The organism is Bradyrhizobium sp. HKCCYLRH2015, from assembly GCF_051168215.1.
In the GTDB taxonomy this organism is placed as follows: Bacteria; Pseudomonadota; Alphaproteobacteria; order Rhizobiales; family Xanthobacteraceae; genus Bradyrhizobium.
Map to the genome: position 1 here is coordinate 253355 of NZ_JBNPUO010000011.1, position 16487 is coordinate 269841.

Consider the following 16487-nt stretch of genomic DNA (forward strand, 5'->3'; position numbering starts at 1 on the left):
CCGGAGAGCTTCCTTGCAAAGCACGATCGGATCGCGTGCGTTCCAGAACGCGCGCCTGCAGAAGAAGAACCGCAAGCAGGCCGACGGCCTGCTGCCGAAGGCCGTCGAGGCCTACCGGGCTGGCCGGCATGCCGATGCCCAGGCCATCTGCGGTCAGGCGCTGGCCCTCGTGCCCGATCATTTCGACGCTCTTCACCTTCTCGGCGCCTCCGCGCTCGACAGCGGCCGGCTCGACCTCGCCGAGCAGGCCCTGACCCGCGCCGTCGCGGTGGAGCCGCGCAATGCCGAAGCCCTTGCCAATCTCGGCCTCGCGCTGTTCAGCATGAAGCGCTACGAGGAGGCGCGCGCGGTGCAGGAGCGCGCCGTCGCGCTCAAGCCCAGTTTCGCCACGGCGCTGACGAGCCTCGGCAACACCCTGATGAACATGCAGCTGTTCGCGCAGGCGATCGAGGTGCACGACCGCGCCATCGCGCTGAAGCCCGACTTCGCCGACGCCTACTGCAATCGCGGCATGGCGCAACTGCTCCTGCTGCGCAACGAGGAGGCCAGACAGAGTTTCGACCGCGCCCTGGCGCTGGCGCCGCGGCACATGCAGGCGACCTTCGGCAAGGGATTGGTCAGCGTCAATCTGCGGCACCTCGAGCAGGCACTCGCCGCCTTCAACGCCGCGCTCGCCATGAAGCCGGGGACGGCGGCCGTCATCGCGCAGCGTGGCCGGCTCTATGTGCAGATGGGACGGTTCGCCGAGGCCGAGGCCGATTTCGATGCCGCGCTGGCGATCGACCCCGGGCTCGAAGCGGCGCTGCTCGGCAAGGCGCATGTCTGCGTGCTCACCGAGCGGATCGCGCCAGCGATGCTGGCCTGCAAGCGGGTGCTGGAGCAGAATCCGGCGTCGGAAGTCGCGCTGATCTGGCTCGGCACGTGCCTCGCGAAGCAGGGCGACACGGCCGGCGCCATCCAGCACTTCGATCGCGCCCTCGAGATCAAGCCGGATTTCGAGGATGCGATCATGAAGAAGATCTTCGCGCTCGATTTCTATCCCGGCGCCGACGTCGCCCTGCATCAGGCCGTCCGCCGCGAATGGTGGGAGCGGATCGGCGCGCATATCCCGCAGCGCCAGCTTGCCGCCATCGACCGCGATCCGGATCGCCGCATCACGGTCGGCTACGTGTCGTCCGACTTCCGCAGCCATTCGGCCGCGCTGACCTTCCTTCCGGTGCTGCGCCATCACGACCACGCGGCGTTCAAGGTCATCTGCTACTCGTGCTCGCCGCTGGTCGATTCCGTCACCGAGCAGTGCAAGGCTGCGGCCGATGGCTGGATCGAGGCATCTCAGTTGTCCGACGATGAACTCGCCGATCGCATCCAGGCCGATCAGGTCGACATTCTCGTCGACCTCTCCGGTCATTCGGCCGGCAACCGGCTCACCGTGTTCGCCCGCAAGCCCGCGCCGATCCAGGTCACCGCGTGGGGCAATGCGACCGGCACCGGCCTGCCCACCATGGACTACTTCTTCGCCGATCCGGTGACGGTGCCGGCGGCGGTACGGCCGCTGTTCGCCGAGCAGGTCTACGATCTGCCGGCACTGATCACCACGGATCCTCTGCCGGACGCGCAGCCGACACCGCTGCCGATGTTGCGCAACGGCTACGTCACCTTCGGTGTCTTCAACCGCGTCGACAAGATCTCCGACGAGGTGCTGACGGTGTGGTCGGCGCTGCTCCGGACGCTGCCGGACGCCCGCGTCGTGATCAAGAACGGCGCGCTTGAGGATGCATTCCTGCGCGACACGCTGATCGCCCGCTTCGCCGCGCACGGCGTCGGCGAGAGCCGCCTTACGTGTCTGGGCGCGTCGATGCGCCATGAGCACATCGCAGCGTTCGCCAACATCGACATCTCGCTCGATCCGTTCCCGCAGAATGGCGGCGTCAGCACCTGGGAATCGCTGCAGGCCGGCGTGCCCGTGGTTGCCAAGCTCGGCAGCAGCGCGGCGTCGCGGGCCGGCGGCGCGATCGTCAAGGCGGTCGGGCTCGACGACTGGGTGGCCGAGGACGACGAGGGCTACATCGCGATCGCCGTGCGACACGCGGCCCAGCCGGCCGAGCTGGCTCGGCTCCGCGCCGAGCTGCCGGCGCGGGTGGCCAACTCCGCTGCCGGCAATGTCGAGACCTACACGCGCAAGGTCGAGGAAGGCTATCGCCAGTTCTGGCGCCGCTATTGTGCCGCCGGCGGCTGAGCGCCGTCCGCAGTACGCCTGTTCTGTCGATCTACGCGTCACTCCGGAGGCCGTCTTTTGGCAAGCGACGTCGGTTCCCGCGCGTTTCAGAATGCGAGGCTGCAGAAGAAGCATCGCAAGCAGGCCGATGCGCTGATGCAACAGGCCGTCGCCGCTTATCGCGGCGGCCGTCGCGCCGAGGCGCAGGCGGTCTGCGGCCAGATCCTGGCGCTGCTGCCCGATCATTTCGATGCGCTGCATCTGCTCGGCGTGACGGCGCTCGACGGCGGACAAATGGAGATGGCCGAGCAGGCGCTCATCAAGGCTGTCGAGATCGAGCCGCGGAATGCCGAGGCGCTCTCCAATCTCGGCCTTGCGCTGTTCAACCGCAAGCGGTTCGAGGAGGCGCGCAAATGCCAGGAGCGGGCGATTGCGCTGAAGCCGAACCTGCTCGTGGCGATCACCGGCCTCGGCAACACGCTGATGCGGCTGGGGCGGCCGGAGGAGGCGATCGCCGCGCATGACCGGGCGATCGCGCTCAAGCCGGACTATGCCGACGCCTATTGCAATCGCGGCATGGCGCTGCTTCCGCTCGCCCGCAATGCGGAGGCCAATGCGAGCTTCGATCGCGCATTGTCGCTCAACCCGCGCCACATGGAGGCGATGTTCGGCAAGGGCCTCGCCAGCATCAATCTGCGCCATTCCGACGAGGCGCTCGCGGCGTTCGACGCCGCGCTTGCAATCAAGTCCAATGCCGCGCAGGTGCTGGCACAGCGCGGCCGCCTGCACCAGCAGGCCGGACGGTTCGAGCGGGCCATGGCCGACTTCAAGGCCGCCCTGGCGCTCGATCCATGGCAGGACGTGGCGTTGCTGGGCTTCGCGCAGCTCAGCGCCATCAAGGACAATATCGCGCCGGCGATGGACGCGTGCCGCAAGGTGCTGGAGCTCAATCCGGCCTCCGAGGTCGCCTGGACCTGGCTCGGCGAATGCTTCTGCAAGCAGGGCGATCTCGCAACGGCCTTGCAGCACTTCGAGCGTGCGCTCGAGATCAAGCCGGATTTCGGTGATGCGATCACTGCCAAGATCTTCCTGCTCGACTTCATGCCGGACACCGACTTCGCTCAGCACCAGGCGGCGCGCCGGGAATGGTGGACCAGGATCGGCAGCAAGATCGTGCGCCGGCCGCCGCCGGTCCGCGACCGCGATCCGGAGCGGCGGCTGACCATCGGCTACGTCTCCTCCGATTTCAGGAATCACTCGGCTGCGCTGGTGTTCCTGCCCGTCCTGCGCCACCACGACCATCAGGCGTTCAAGGTCGTCTGCTACTCCTGCTCGCCGCTGCAGGATGGCATGACCGAGCGCTGCCGTTCCGCCGCCGACCTCTGGGTCGACGCCTGGCAGATGTCCGATGAGGAACTGAGCGATCGCATCGAGGCTGATCAGGTCGATATCCTCGTCGACGTCTCCGGCCATTCCGCCGGCAACCGGCTGCCGGTGTTCGCGCGCAAGCCGGCGCCGGTGCAGGTCACCGCGTGGGGCAGCGGCACCGGAACGGGGCTTCCGACCATCGACTACTTCTTCGCCGATCCGGTGACCGTGCCCGAGGCCGCGCGTCCTCTGTTTGCCGAGCAGGTCTACGACCTGCCGGCCGTCATCACCACCGATCCCTTGCCGGGATGGCAGCCGACGCCGCTGCCGATGCTGCGCAACGGCTACGTTACGTTCGGCGTCTTCAACCGCATCGACAAGATCTCCGAGCCCGCGCTCGCGCTGTGGTCGCGGCTGATGGGCGCGCTGCCGGACTCGCGGATCGTCATCAAGAACGGTGCGCTCGATGAGCCCTTGCTGCGCGATGGGCTCGTGGCCCGGTTCGTGGCGCACGGCATCGCCGAGGGGCGCATCACCTGCCTCGGCCTGTCGACGCGCGATCAGCACATCGCGCAGTTCGCCGCGATCGACATGTCGCTCGATCCGTTCCCGCAGAATGGCGGCGTCAGCACCTGGGAGTCGTTGCAGGCCGGCGTGCCCGTCGTCGCCAGGCTCGGCCACGGCGCCGCGGCGCGGGCGGCGGCCGCCATCAACACGGCGGTCGGGCTCGCAGAGTTCGTGGCGGAGGACGATGACGGCTATATCGCCATCGCTCTCAGATTCGCAGCGCAGCCCGCGGAACTGGCGAAGCTGCGCGCGGAGCTGCCGGCGATGGTCGCCGGCTCCGCGGCGGGCGACGTCGAGACCTACACGCGCAAGGTGGAGGAGGGCTACCGCCGGTTCTGGCGCCACCACTGCGCCTCCTCCTGACCTCGGCCGCTACAGCCGCGCGGCGCCGACGATGCGCCCATCCGCCGCTTCGAGCAGCACCGCGACATCCTCGCCCTCGGGCATCGGCTCGGTCAGGCGCAGCGCGCTGCCGCTCCAATCTGCCAGCGGGCGCACCGAGCGCACCACGTTCAGCTCCTCCAGCGTGCGGCCGCCATTCTCGCCGCGGCGGATCGACGTTTCATGCCGATGATCGAAGCCGACCAGGAGCAGACGTCCGCGTCCTTCACCGCCGCCGACCTCGACCATGAGCTTGTCGCCATTGCGTGCGAGCTTGAGCCGCGCCGCCGTCGCGCTCGCGCCTCTGGCGCGATCGATCGCGGGTCCGACCTCGGCCCGGTTGGAGCCGACATGGCTCGTCGTGCCGTCGACGACGATCTCCGGCGTGTAGGAGCCGTCGCCGAAGCGGCTGCCGTAGCGGGCCTGACGATCGGTGGCGGCCGGCAGCGAGAACGGGTCCTTCCAGCCCAGCCGGTCCCAATAGGTGACGTGAAAGGCGAGCGGCAGCACGTCGCGGCGCTGCCGCACCATTTCGTTCAGATAGGCATTTGCAGGCGGGCAGGAGGAGCAGCCCTGCGAGGTGAACAGCTCGATGACGACGGGCCGATCCGTTGCGGCGGCCGATGGCGACCACGGGGCAAGCGATGCGAGCAGCACGGCGAAGGCGGAGGCGTGGCGGAACGAGGCGAGGCTGAGGGGCATGGGTGTTCTCCCGCGTTGTGACGTGATCTCCTTCGCTGGCGGGAGCCATTGCGTTACCTCCTGCCGCGGCCAACACGCAGGCGTGAAGACGCATCCACCGTTACTTTCGCGACCTGTCGTGACGCGTGAGCAGGGCGCCCGCCACACCTGAAGCGCATCGCGCACGCCATTCAAAAGACAGCGTTTTTCGTCCGTGCCGGATGTAACTTTCTGAATCAAATCGTGTCCTGAAAAGGCTTTCCGCATTCGCCTCGCTTCGAGCGGCATGCTAGGAGAGCTTCGACCGGTGATTTGCAGTTCGTTAACCGTTGCGGCCAATCCGTGACGTCGCAAGCCGGGGGCATTGATGGGGTCGATGACATGAGTTCCAAGGGGGCGGGCCACAAGGCCGAGCTGAGGCAGGCGCTGCGCGTCGGCGTGATCGGAGCCGGCGTGATGGGCAGCAATCATGCCCGCGTGCTCGCCGGACTGCCCGACGTGCATCTGGTCGGCGTGGTCGATCCGCTGCCCGCGCATCGCAGCCGCGTCACCGAGCTTGCGAACTGCCCGACCTTCGAGAGCCTCGACCAGCTCGTCGCGGAGGGCGTCGACGCCGTGACCATTGCGGCGCCGACGCATCTGCATCATGAGCTTGCGCTGGCCTGCATCGCGCGCAAGGTTCACCTGATGGTCGAGAAGCCGATCGCCTCGACGGTGGACGAGGGCAGGGAGATCGTCTCGGCCGCGCATCGCGCCGGCGTCACCCTGATGATCGGCCATGTCGAGCGCTTCAATCCGGCGGTGGCCGCGATCAAGAAGGCGATCGCCGGCGAGGACATCCTGTCGATCGCGATCACCCGCGTCGGCCCGTTCCCGCCGCGCATGTCCAATGTCGGCGTCGTCATCGATCTCGCCGTGCACGACATCGATCTCATCCGGTGGTTCACCGAATCCGACATCATCGAGGTGCAGCCGCAACTGTCGAGCGCGGTGGCCGAGCGCGAGGACATCGCGCTCTTGCAATTCCGCACCGCCTCCGGCGTGCTCGCCCACATCAACACCAACTGGCTTACGCCGTTCAAGGCGCGAAACGTGACGGTGGCGACGCGCGGCAAGTACATCATGGGCGATCTGCTCACCCGTCAGGTCACCGAGTGCTTCGGCTTCAAGCCGGACGGCAGCTACTCGATGCGTCATCTCCCGGTCGGCCATGACGAGCCGCTGCGCGCCGAGCTGATCGCCTTCCTGCATGCGGTGCGCTCGGGCACGGCGCCGGCCGTCACCGGCGACGAGGGCGTCGCGAGTCTGGCGATCGCCACGCAGTGCCTGGAGACGTCGAGCCATCGTCCGGCCGAGGCGGCTGCCACCAAGCGGCGCGCCGTGGCCGGCTAGCCGCCCAGGCCTCCGCTTCACCCTCATTTCCGTTTCCGAACCTTTGTCAGAGCTCATGAACCAGCACCTGCGTCATCAGCCCATTCCGTTCATCGACACCGCCGCGCAGCGCCAGCGGCTCGGCAAGTCGCTCGACGACGCCGTCGCCCGCGTGCTCGCGCATTGCCAGTTCCTCGGCGGCCCCGAAATCATTCAGCTCGAGGCCGAGCTGGCGGCGTATTGTGGCGCCAAATACGCGGTGAGCTGCTCCAGCGGCACCGACGCGCTGCTGATGGTGCTGATGGCCCAAGGCATCGGCCCCGGCGACGCGGTGCTGTGCCCGTCCTTCACGTTCTGCGCGACCGGCGAAGCGGTGGCGCTGACCGGCGCCACGCCGGTGTTCGTCGACGTGCTGGAGGACACCTTCAACATCGATCCGGCCTCGCTCCGGCGCGGCATCGCCACCGCCAAGCGGCTCGGCCTCAAGCCGAAGGCCGTGATCCCGGTCGATCTGTTCGGCCAGGCCGCCGACCATGATGCAGTGGCCGCCATCGCCGCGGACGAGGGACTGTTCGTGCTCGACGACGCCGCGCAGGGCTTTGGCGCCAGCTACAAGGGCCGCCGCATTGGCACCCTCGGGCTCGCGACGGCGACCAGTTTCTATCCGGCCAAGCCGCTCGGCTGCTTCGGCGACGGCGGCGCCATCCTCACCGACGATGCCGGCCTCCTGGAGCGCCTGCGCAGCGTGCGCGCCCATGGCGGCGGCAGCGACAAATACGACAACGTCCGCCTCGGCCTCACCGCGCGGCTCGATACGATCCAGGCGGCGGTGCTGCTCGAGAAGCTCAAGATCTTCGACGACGAGATCGCCGCGCGCAATGTCGTCGCCGAGCGCTATACGGCGGCGCTGGCCGACGTCGTGAAGGTGCCTCGCCTGGTCGACGGCTGCACCTCGGTCTGGGCGCAATACACCATCCGCCTGGCCAAGGGCGTCGATCGCGACACCTTCGCCGCCGCGTTGAAGGCGCAGGGCATTCCGACCGCGATCTATTATCCGAAGTCGATGCACCAGCAGACCGCCTACCGCATCTTCCCGAGCGCCGACGGCGGCCTGCCGGTCAGCGAGCAACTCTCCAGCGACGTCATCAGCCTGCCGATGCACGCGTATCTCGACGAAGCGACGCAAGGGCGCATCATCGACGTCGTGCGCGGCGCACTGGCCTGAGGTCTTACGCATCGTCGCGCATCTCCGCTGGCGGCCCGACCGGCCGCAGCGTGTATGAATGATCTGTCCCACCGGCAGCTCCAACAAACACTGTCGTCCCGGCGAACGCCGGGACCCATACCGCGTGATGTCTGGAAGGGGCAGGCGGCCCGTTCCGCGCGCCCCATCGGCTGCACGGCGTATGGATCCCGGATCGGCGCCCGCCGCCGCTTCGCGTCGGCAGGCTTGTCCGGGACGACAGCGGAGTGCGTGGTGCGCCTCCCCGCCAGCGTCGCAAGTGCCGACGTGCGACCGGCATGCTCACTGTCATTGCGAGCGAAGCGAAGCAATCCAGGGCTGCGCGTGCGGTCCTGGATTGCTTCGTCGCTTCGCTCCTCGCAATGACGGTGGTGAGACATGTGTTCACCTTCTCGCGGCGCATCTGGCGTCCGAGCTTTGCTGTTCGTCATGCCCTCCCGAAAAGAGGGCACGGGGAATGCCGGGCGCTGGCCGCACCCATGGCCCGCCTGCGAAAAAAATGCAGGCGGCAGGAACCACAGGTTCAGCCGAGACATCCCGGCATTCCCCGCGCGATGGTTGGAACGGCTGCTCCGCGTTCTCCCCGGTGCTCCGGGCTTTTTGGCCACCGTGCGCGCAATGCGCTTTCGCGCATTACGCGGGGCATCAGCGTCGGGATGCCAGGACCACGCGACTTGACCGTGCGCATCGACGTTGTTCGTCGGCGTGGCGAACCACGCTGCAACATCGACACGCCCACCGCATCCCGCCTCAACGTCCGTGACGACCGCGAAGCGCCCCTCTGATCGAGACGGGACGGCGACATACAATCATGTTTTCGGAGAAAAAGAAAGAGGAATATTTTCCAGAAACGGACTGGTTAGAGGGATGCGCTTGAAGCGGCTCGCGAAATTAGTCGAGAGTGCGACTCTTGCGGAATAGGCTTGTCCATGGGGGCTCGTTCAATGAACTCTCGTGGAACACAGAATGAATGGCCACTGCAGCGAGTTCCATCCGAGTCGACGATAGTCCTACCGAATCCAAGCCAATAGTAGCCAAAAGCGTCGATTTCACTCACCACACATGACTGGCCAATAAAGGCGCGCATTTCCGCCTGCTCGCTCGCGGGCAGGTCATGCAGCAGCCAATCAGGTAGGCCACGCAGTCTCACACGGTCCCCAACCTGAATGTCACTCGACACCTTGGCAACCTCCCGAGCGCATAGGGCGGATCAGCGCAGCGTAGTCCGCCATCATGTCACATTTGATGTTGCGCACCAAAATGCGTGAGTTGGTCTCGTCTGCATACCGTAATCAACGATCTGCGCAAAGGCGCGGCATTCGTTGAGTGTTCGCATCGGGCGCGGCGGATTGCCCGTCGCTCGTTCGTCCTACGCGCTGCCAATGAGTTAGTCCGTCGTGCCCGGGCTTGTCCCGGGCATCCACGTCGTTCCGAAGGCGCCCGACGACGTGGATGGCAAGGACAGGCCCGGCCATGACGACGTGGCAGCAGACGGACGCAATACGTGGAGGCAGTCGCCCCGCCGCAAGCGGGGAGAGGTTTCCCGGGCGGCGCGGCGAAAAGCCCGAGACGATGTGTGCCGGCTCGGCTCGCAAGTGGGGGAGGGGGCCGCGCGCCCAGTCGCCACACTTTGGCCGTAAGCAGAAGGAGGCCACGTTCCCCGCTTCAAACTCGCCCCCCAATGCTCTAGAAGCCCCCCATGCTCGGACGTATCTTCACCGTCGGCGGCTATACGCTGCTGTCGCGGCTCACCGGCTTTGCCCGCGATATCATGCTGGCGGCGATCCTCGGCGCCGGGCCGGTCGCCGACGCGTTCTTCATTGCGTTCCGGCTGCCGAACCATTTCCGGGCGATCTTCGCCGAGGGGGCGTTCAACGCGGCGTTCGTGCCGGCCTATGCGCATGTGCATGGCGAGAAGGGGCCGGCACAGGCCAGCCTCTTCGCCGACCGCATCTTCACGCTGCTGCTGGCCTCGCAGGTCGTGCTGCTGATTCTCGCCTGGGTGTTCATGCCGCAGGCGATGACCATTCTGGCGCCGGGCTTCACCGACGATCCCGGGCAGCGCGAGCTTGCGATCACGCTGACGCGAATCACCTTTCCGTATCTGCTGCTGATCACGCTGGTGACGCTCTATGGCGGCATGCTCAACGTGATGCAGCGGTTTGCGAGCGCCGCGGCGGCGTCGATCTTCCTCAACCTCGCCATGATGGCGACCCTGGCGCTGGCGGCGTTCTTCCCCGGTGTCGGTCACGCCGCGGCCTGGGGCGTGCTGATCTCGGGGTTCCTGCAATATTTCCTGCTCGCCGGCGATCTCGCCCGCCACGGCGGGCTGCCGCGCTTTGCGCCGCTCAAGCTCGACGACGACATCCGCGCGTTCTTCAAGGCGCTGGGACCGGCGACGCTGGGCTCGATGGGCACGCAGGTCGCGATGTTCGCCGACACCATCATCGCGACGTTCCTCCCCGCCGGCGCGATCTCGGCACTGTATTATGCCGACCGCCTCAACCAGTTGCCGATCGGCGTGATCGGCATCGCCATCGGCACCGTGCTGCTGCCGGAGATGTCACGGCGGCTCACGGCGAACGATCACGACGGCGCCATGGAGCAGCAGCGCCGGGCGTTCGAGTTCACGCTGCTGTTCTCGGTGCCGTTCGTCGCCGCCTTCCTCGCCGTCCCCGACGTGATCACCCGCGCGATGTTCGCGCGCGGCGCCTTCACCAAGGGCGACGCCGCCGCGGCCGGGGCGACGCTCGCCGCCTATGCCGTGGGCCTGATCCCGTTCGTGATGATTCGCAGCGCGGTCTCGACCTTCTACGCGCGCAAGGACACCGCGACGCCGGTGAAGGCCTCGCTGACGGGGCTGACCGCCAACGTCGTGCTGAAGGTGCTGCTGATGGGCTCGCTCGCCCAGGTCGGACTCGCGCTGGCGACGGCCGTCGGCGCCTGGATCAATCTGCTGCTGGTGCTCGGCTTCGCCGTGCACAAAGGCTATCTGCACTTCGATCGGCGGCTCACCTCGTCGCTGCTGAAGTTCGCCGGGACCGGCGTGGTGCTCGCGGCGGCGTTGTGGGCAACGGCCCTGGTGGCATCGACCCGGCTCGCGTCGCTCGGCCGCATGCAGGACGAAGCCGTTCTCGGCCTGCTGATCATCGTCGGCGCCGTCATCTACGTGGGCGCCATCCTCGTGCTGTTCGGTCCGCGCTGGCTGAAGGCCCTCGTGCGGCGCTGACGTTTGCGCTGCAACATCGCGTGCTGGCATGCCTGCCGAGAGTTGACCGCGCGTGTTCGGGGAGCGGCCATATGGCGTTTGCGCGAGGGCGTGATCCGCTGCAATATGCCGGCCAATCGTCGCGACAATGCAGTGGGAAGTGAAACCAGATGGCAGCTCCAATCAAGTTCGGCGTCGGACAAAGCGTTCTCCGGAAAGAGGATGACGCGCTGATTCGCGGCAAGGGCCGCTACACCGATGATCTCGCGCCATCCGCTGCCCTGCATGCCCTGGTGCTGCGCTCGCCGCATGCCCATGCCAAATTCACCATTGATGTCACCCAGGCGCGGCTGTTGCCGGGCGTGGCGCTGATCCTGACCGCCGAGGACACCGCCGAGCTCGGCGGGCTGCCGTGCCTGTTCAATCTCGAGACCGATCCGTTCACCGCGCCGCCTTATCCGATCCTCGCCAAGGACGAGGTGCGCCACGTCGGCGATGCCATAGCCTTCGTCGTCGCCGACACGCTCGACCACGCGCGCGATGCGCTGGAGGCGATCAAGGTCGAGTGGACGACGCTCCCGGCCGTGACCGGCGTCGTGAATGCGATCAAGGCGGATGCGCCGCAGGTGTGGGCCGAGCACAAGGGCAACGTGCTGTTCGACGTTGCGATCGGCGACAAGGCGGCGGTCGAGGCGGCGTTCGCGAAGGCGCATGCGGTCGCCGAGATCCGCATCGTCAATCCGCGCGTGGTGGCGAGCTTCATGGAGACCCGCGCCGCGGTCTGCGACTACGACACCAAGCGCGACCATCTGACCCTGACGGCCGGCAGCCAGGGCAGCCACCGCCTGCGCGACATCCTCTGCCAGAACGTGCTGAAGATCCCGACCGAGAAGATGCGGGTGATCTGCCCCGACGTCGGCGGCGGCTTCGGCACAAAACTGTTTCCCTACCGGGAATACGCGCTGGTCGCGGTCGCCGCGCAGCGACTGCGCAAGTCGGTGCGCTGGGCCGCCGACCGCTCCGAGCATTTCATGGGCGATGCGCAGGGCCGCGACAACGTCACCACGGCGAAGATGGCGCTGGCCGAGGACGGCAAGTTCCTCGCGATGGACGTCGACCTGATGGGCGACATGGGCGCCTATCTGTCGACCTTCGCGCCCTATATCCCGCATGGCGGCGCCGGCATGCTGCCGGGCCTCTACGACATCCAGGCCTTCCACTGCCGCGTGCGCACGATCTTCACCCACACCGTGCCGGTCGACGCCTATCGCGGCGCGGGCCGCCCCGAGGCGGCTTATGTGATCGAGCGCCTGGTAGATGCCTGCGCGCGCAAGCTCGACATGTCCGTCGATGCGATCAGGCGCAAGAACTTCATTCCGCCGCGCGCGTTGCCCTACAAGACCGCGACCGGCAAGGTCTATGATTCCGGCGATTTCAACGCGCATCTCAAGCGCGCCATGGAGATCGCCGAGTGGAAGGAGTTTTCGAAGCGCGCCAAGGCCGCCAAGAAGCACGGTCTCATTCGCGGCATCGGGCTCGCGAGCTATGTCGAGGTCTGCGGCACCATGGGCGAGGAGACCGCCAATGTGCGGCTCGACCCCAACGGTGACGTCACCATCCTGATCGGCACGCAGTCGAGCGGGCAGGGCCACCAGACCGCCTACGCCCAGATCGTCGCCGAGCAGTTCGGCCTGGCGCCGGAGCGCGTGCACATCCATCAGGGCGACACGGCCGAGATCGCGACCGGCCTCGGCACCGGCGGCTCGGCCTCGATCCCCTCCGGCGGCGTCAGCGTGCAGCGCGCCACCCATGAGCTCGGCGACAAGCTCAAGCAGATCGCGGCCGAAGCGCTCGAAGCCGGTCTCGGCGATCTCGAGATCGCCGACGGCGTGATCCGCGTCGCCGGCACCGACCGCGCGATCTCGTTTGCCGACCTCGCCAAGCGTCCCGGCGTCGATCCTGACAAGCTCAAGGGCAGCGCCACCTTCGCCAGCGCCGACGGCACCTATCCGAACGGCACCCACGTGGCCGAGGTCGAGATCGACCCGGCGACCGGCATCATCAGGATCGTCAACTACGTCATCGTCGACGATTTCGGCGTGACGCTGAATCCGCTGCTGCTGGCCGGCCAGGTGCATGGCGGTGCGGTGCAGGGCATCGGCCAGGCGCTGATGGAGCAGGTGGTCTACAGCAACTCCGACGCCCAGCTCGTCACCGGCAGCTTCATGGACTACGCGCTGCCGCGCGCCGCCGACGCGCCGTCCTTTACCTTCGAGACCCACAACGTGCCCTGCAAGACCAATCCGATGGGCGTCAAGGGCGCCGGCGAAGCGGGGGCGATCGGCTCCTGTCCGGCCGTCGTCAATGCGATCGTCGAAGCCCTCTGGCGTGAGTACAAGATCGATCACATCGACATGCCGGCGACCCCGGAGCGCGTCTGGATCGCGATCCGGGAGCAGCATCGCCGTCATAGTCTCTGAGTACTCTCCCTCCGGATCTCCTCCGATATCCGCCTCAATTCCGGAATAATCCGCCGGCTGAGGGGTTGACCAACCGAGCGACCCCGTCCGGGTGGGCTGGACGGGATTGTGACAACAAAGGAGCGAATTGATGAAGCGGACTGTCGTGGCTGTCGCAGCTTTGCTGCTAGGGGCCGGCGCCGTGATGGCACAGCAGGATCTGGTCAAGCATAGCCAGGACACGATGAAGGCCAACGCCAAGAACCTCGGCGGTGTCCTGATCGCGATGGTCAAGGGCGAGAAGCCGTATGACCAGGCCGCCGTCAATGCCGCTCTGGCCCAGCTCGAGGACACCGCCAAGAAGCTGCCGACGATGTATCCGGCGAGCCTGAAGGGCGCCAAGTTCGAAGGCGACTACGGTCCGTCGCCGAAGATCTGGGAAGACCAGGCCGGCTTCAAGGCCAAGATCGACAGCTTCGCGAAGGTCGTCACCGAGGCCAAGGCGAAGATCAAGGATCTCGACAGTCTGAAGGCGACCGCGCCGGGCATCGGCAAGGAATGTGGCGGTTGCCACGAGACCTTCCGTCTCAAGAACAGTTGATCTGACCTGCCATCCACGGGGGCGGACGCGACATTGCGTCCGCCCCCGTTTGTTTGCGCCGTGCGGGCGTCCTGACGTATCACGGCGCCGCCGAGCTCCGGTAATGATCGCCGGGCCGACGATCTCCTCCTGCTGTGACGGAGCCACCATGCTACGCCGCCTCCTGCTTGCTCTCTGCGTGCTCGGCGCCGCCGGCCTGACGGTGTTCTGGTGGTTGACCCAGCCGTCGACGATCACGCTCGCAGCGGCGACGCGCGCGCCGGATCTCGCCAACGGGCAGGAGATGTTCAACATCGGTGGCTGCGCGTCCTGTCACGCCGTGCCGAACCAGCCGGACCGGCTGAAGCTCGGCGGCGGCCTGCCGCTGAGCTCGCCGTTCGGGACGTTCTATGCGCCCAACATCTCGCCCGATCCCACTGACGGTATCGGGCGCTGGAGCGAGGCCGAGTTCGTCAATGCAGTGGTGAGGGGCGTGTCGCCGGGCGGCAGCCACTACTACCCGGCGTTTCCCTATCCCTCCTACGCGGCTGCGAAGATCGACGACGTCCGCGATCTCTTCGCCTACATGAAGACGCTGCCGCCGGTTGCGGGCGCCTCGCGCGCGCACGACATGCCATTTCCGTTCAACATCCGTCGCACCGTCGGGGTCTGGAAGCTGCTGTTCTTCGACGGCAAGCCCTTTGCCGCCAACGCCTCGCGCCCGGCGGAGTGGAATCGCGGCGCCTATCTGGTCAGCACCTTCGGCCATTGCGCCGAGTGCCACAGCCCGCGCAATGCGCTCGGCGGCATCGTCTCGGCGCAGCGGCTGGCGGGTGGGCCAGAGCCGGAAGGTCAGGGCTTCGTGCCGAACATCACCCAGAAGGGCCTGTCCGACTGGAGCGAGAGCGACATCAGCTATTTCCTCGAGACCGGACAACTGCCCGACGGCGACAACGTCGGCGGCTCGATGGCGCGGGTGATCCGCAACACCTCGCAGCTCTCGCCCGAGGATCGCAAGGCGATGGCGGTCTATCTGAAATGGCTGCCGCCGGTGGAAGGCCCGCCGAAGCCGAAGAAGCCGGCAAGCTGATCAGTTCGGCGGGCGCGCGCGCTCAGGTCAGATCGGCTTGAAGCTGCCGTCGCTCTGGATCACCGTCAGCGACACCGGCGGTGGATTCTCCTTGCGCGCGTTGCCGAAGCTGACCACCAGCCCGCCAATGTCGAACTGGCCGACCTCGTTGATGATGCGGAGCAGCTCGGCGCGGGTCGGGTTCGGCCCGGTCATCGCCAGGGCGCGCGCCACCAGTCGGCCGGTGATGTAGCCCTCGAGGCCGATGAAGTCCGGCGTCTGGCTCGGATCGAGCGTCTTCATCGCGGCCTGATAGTCGGCGACGATGCGGAGGTCGGTGTCCCACGGAAACGGCACCACCTCGGAGACGACGACGCCGCGGCCTTCCGGGCCGAGCTCCTTGGCGAGCGCGTTGCCGCCGACGAAGGAGACCGCCGTAAAGGTCGGATTGAAGCCGCTGCGATGCGCCATCTTGATGAACTCGGCGCACGGGCCGTAGGTGCCGACCAGGATCACCGCTTCAGGCTCCGCGCGCCGAATGACCTTGAGCGCCGCGCCGACAGCGCGCGTGTTGCGCTCGAACGTGCCTTCGGCCGCGAGCTCGAGGCCGCGGCGATCGAGATGCGTCTTCACGCCGGCCAGTACGTCGCGGCCGAACGCGTCATCCTGATAGAAGATCGCGATGCGGGTCAGGTGAAGCTCTTCGGTGAGATACTTGATCGAGGCTTCCGCCTCCGCCGCGTAGCTCGCGCGGATGTTGACGATGTTCTGGAATTCAGGCGTCCGCAGGAATTCGGCGCCGGAGATCGGCCCGATGAAGGGGACGTCGTTGGAGGCCGCGATCGGCGCAGTGGCCATCGCGGTCGGCGTGCCGACGGCGCCGATCAGCGCGAACACCTTGTCCTCGTAGATCAGCTTGATGGTCTCGACGACCGAGCGATCGGGGTCGTAGCCGTCGTTGCGGCTCAACAACTTGAGCCTGCGTCCGTAGACGCCGCCCTTGGCGTTGAGCTCGTTGAAGGCCGCCAGCAGTCCCTGGCGCGCCGCCTGGCCCAGCGCGGCCGACGGGCCTTCCAGCGCCGCCACCTGGCCGAACATGATGGTGTCGTTGGTGACGCCGAGCTCGTCGGCGCGCGCAGACCCCAGCGGGAGCACGCCGGCGATCAAGATGAGAATGAAGGAGATCCGAAGGCTTGAAAACCAGTTCATTGCGATCTTCGATGCACGGGGTACACTTGATGACAACTCAGTCTAGGCGTGTTGAATGAAGACCTCGCTAAAGACGTAGCCCGCGCTTGATCGCGTTTTGGGCGGCCCTCAACAGTCAGCCGTTAACCAAGCCCCG

At 66.9% G+C, this 16487-nt stretch carries 10 protein-coding genes; 8 read left to right on the plus strand and 2 right to left on the minus strand.

The genetic code is table 11. The annotated features are described in order from the left end of the window. Window positions 1–13: 13 nt before the first annotated feature. Complete coding sequence (locus ACQR1H_RS27805; RefSeq protein ID WP_434889112.1) at window positions 14–2236, plus strand: tetratricopeptide repeat protein; 2223 nt, start codon at window positions 14–16, stop codon at window positions 2234–2236. A 57-nt stretch (window positions 2237–2293) separates the two neighbouring features. Then, window positions 2294–4513 (plus strand): tetratricopeptide repeat protein, encoded by a 2220-nt coding sequence (locus ACQR1H_RS27810; protein WP_434908492.1) that lies wholly within the window; start codon window positions 2294–2296, stop codon window positions 4511–4513. A 9-nt stretch (window positions 4514–4522) separates the two neighbouring features. Here ACQR1H_RS27810 and ACQR1H_RS27815 read toward each other — a convergent pair whose 3' ends face one another. Further along, window positions 4523–5233, minus strand: coding sequence for a DUF1223 domain-containing protein (locus ACQR1H_RS27815; protein WP_434908493.1), 711 nt, complete (start codon window positions 5231–5233; stop codon window positions 4523–4525). 360 nt (window positions 5234–5593) lie between these two features. On the opposite strand from ACQR1H_RS27815, the gene ACQR1H_RS27820 reads away from it, so the two are divergent. From ACQR1H_RS27820 to ACQR1H_RS27845, 6 genes are all read left to right on the plus strand, one after another. Continuing rightward, on the plus strand, window positions 5594–6604 hold the full coding sequence (locus ACQR1H_RS27820) for a Gfo/Idh/MocA family protein (protein WP_316183697.1): 1011 nt from the start codon (window positions 5594–5596) through the stop codon (window positions 6602–6604). A 55-nt stretch (window positions 6605–6659) separates the two neighbouring features. Next, window positions 6660–7808, plus strand: coding sequence for a DegT/DnrJ/EryC1/StrS family aminotransferase (locus tag ACQR1H_RS27825; RefSeq protein WP_434908494.1), 1149 nt, complete (start codon window positions 6660–6662; stop codon window positions 7806–7808). Window positions 7809–9525: 1717 nt separating this feature from the next. Continuing rightward, window positions 9526–11055 carry a murein biosynthesis integral membrane protein MurJ gene (gene murJ / locus ACQR1H_RS27830; RefSeq protein WP_434908495.1) on the plus strand — a complete coding sequence of 510 codons (1530 nt, stop codon included), beginning with the start codon at window positions 9526–9528 and terminating at the stop codon, window positions 11053–11055. A gap of 149 nt (window positions 11056–11204) precedes the next feature. Next, window positions 11205–13514 (plus strand): xanthine dehydrogenase family protein molybdopterin-binding subunit, encoded by a 2310-nt coding sequence (locus tag ACQR1H_RS27835; protein WP_434908496.1) that lies wholly within the window; start codon window positions 11205–11207, stop codon window positions 13512–13514. A 130-nt stretch (window positions 13515–13644) separates the two neighbouring features. After that, window positions 13645–14094, plus strand: a complete 450-nt coding sequence (locus tag ACQR1H_RS27840; protein ID WP_315805319.1) for a c-type cytochrome — start codon at window positions 13645–13647, stop codon at window positions 14092–14094. A 148-nt stretch (window positions 14095–14242) separates the two neighbouring features. After that, window positions 14243–15163 (plus strand): c-type cytochrome, encoded by a 921-nt coding sequence (locus ACQR1H_RS27845; protein ID WP_434908497.1) that lies wholly within the window; start codon window positions 14243–14245, stop codon window positions 15161–15163. A gap of 27 nt (window positions 15164–15190) precedes the next feature. Here ACQR1H_RS27845 and ACQR1H_RS27850 read toward each other — a convergent pair whose 3' ends face one another. After that, window positions 15191–16351 carry an ABC transporter substrate-binding protein gene (locus ACQR1H_RS27850; protein WP_315805321.1) on the minus strand — a complete coding sequence of 387 codons (1161 nt, stop codon included), beginning with the start codon at window positions 16349–16351 and terminating at the stop codon, window positions 15191–15193. Window positions 16352–16487: the final 136 nt, after the last annotated feature.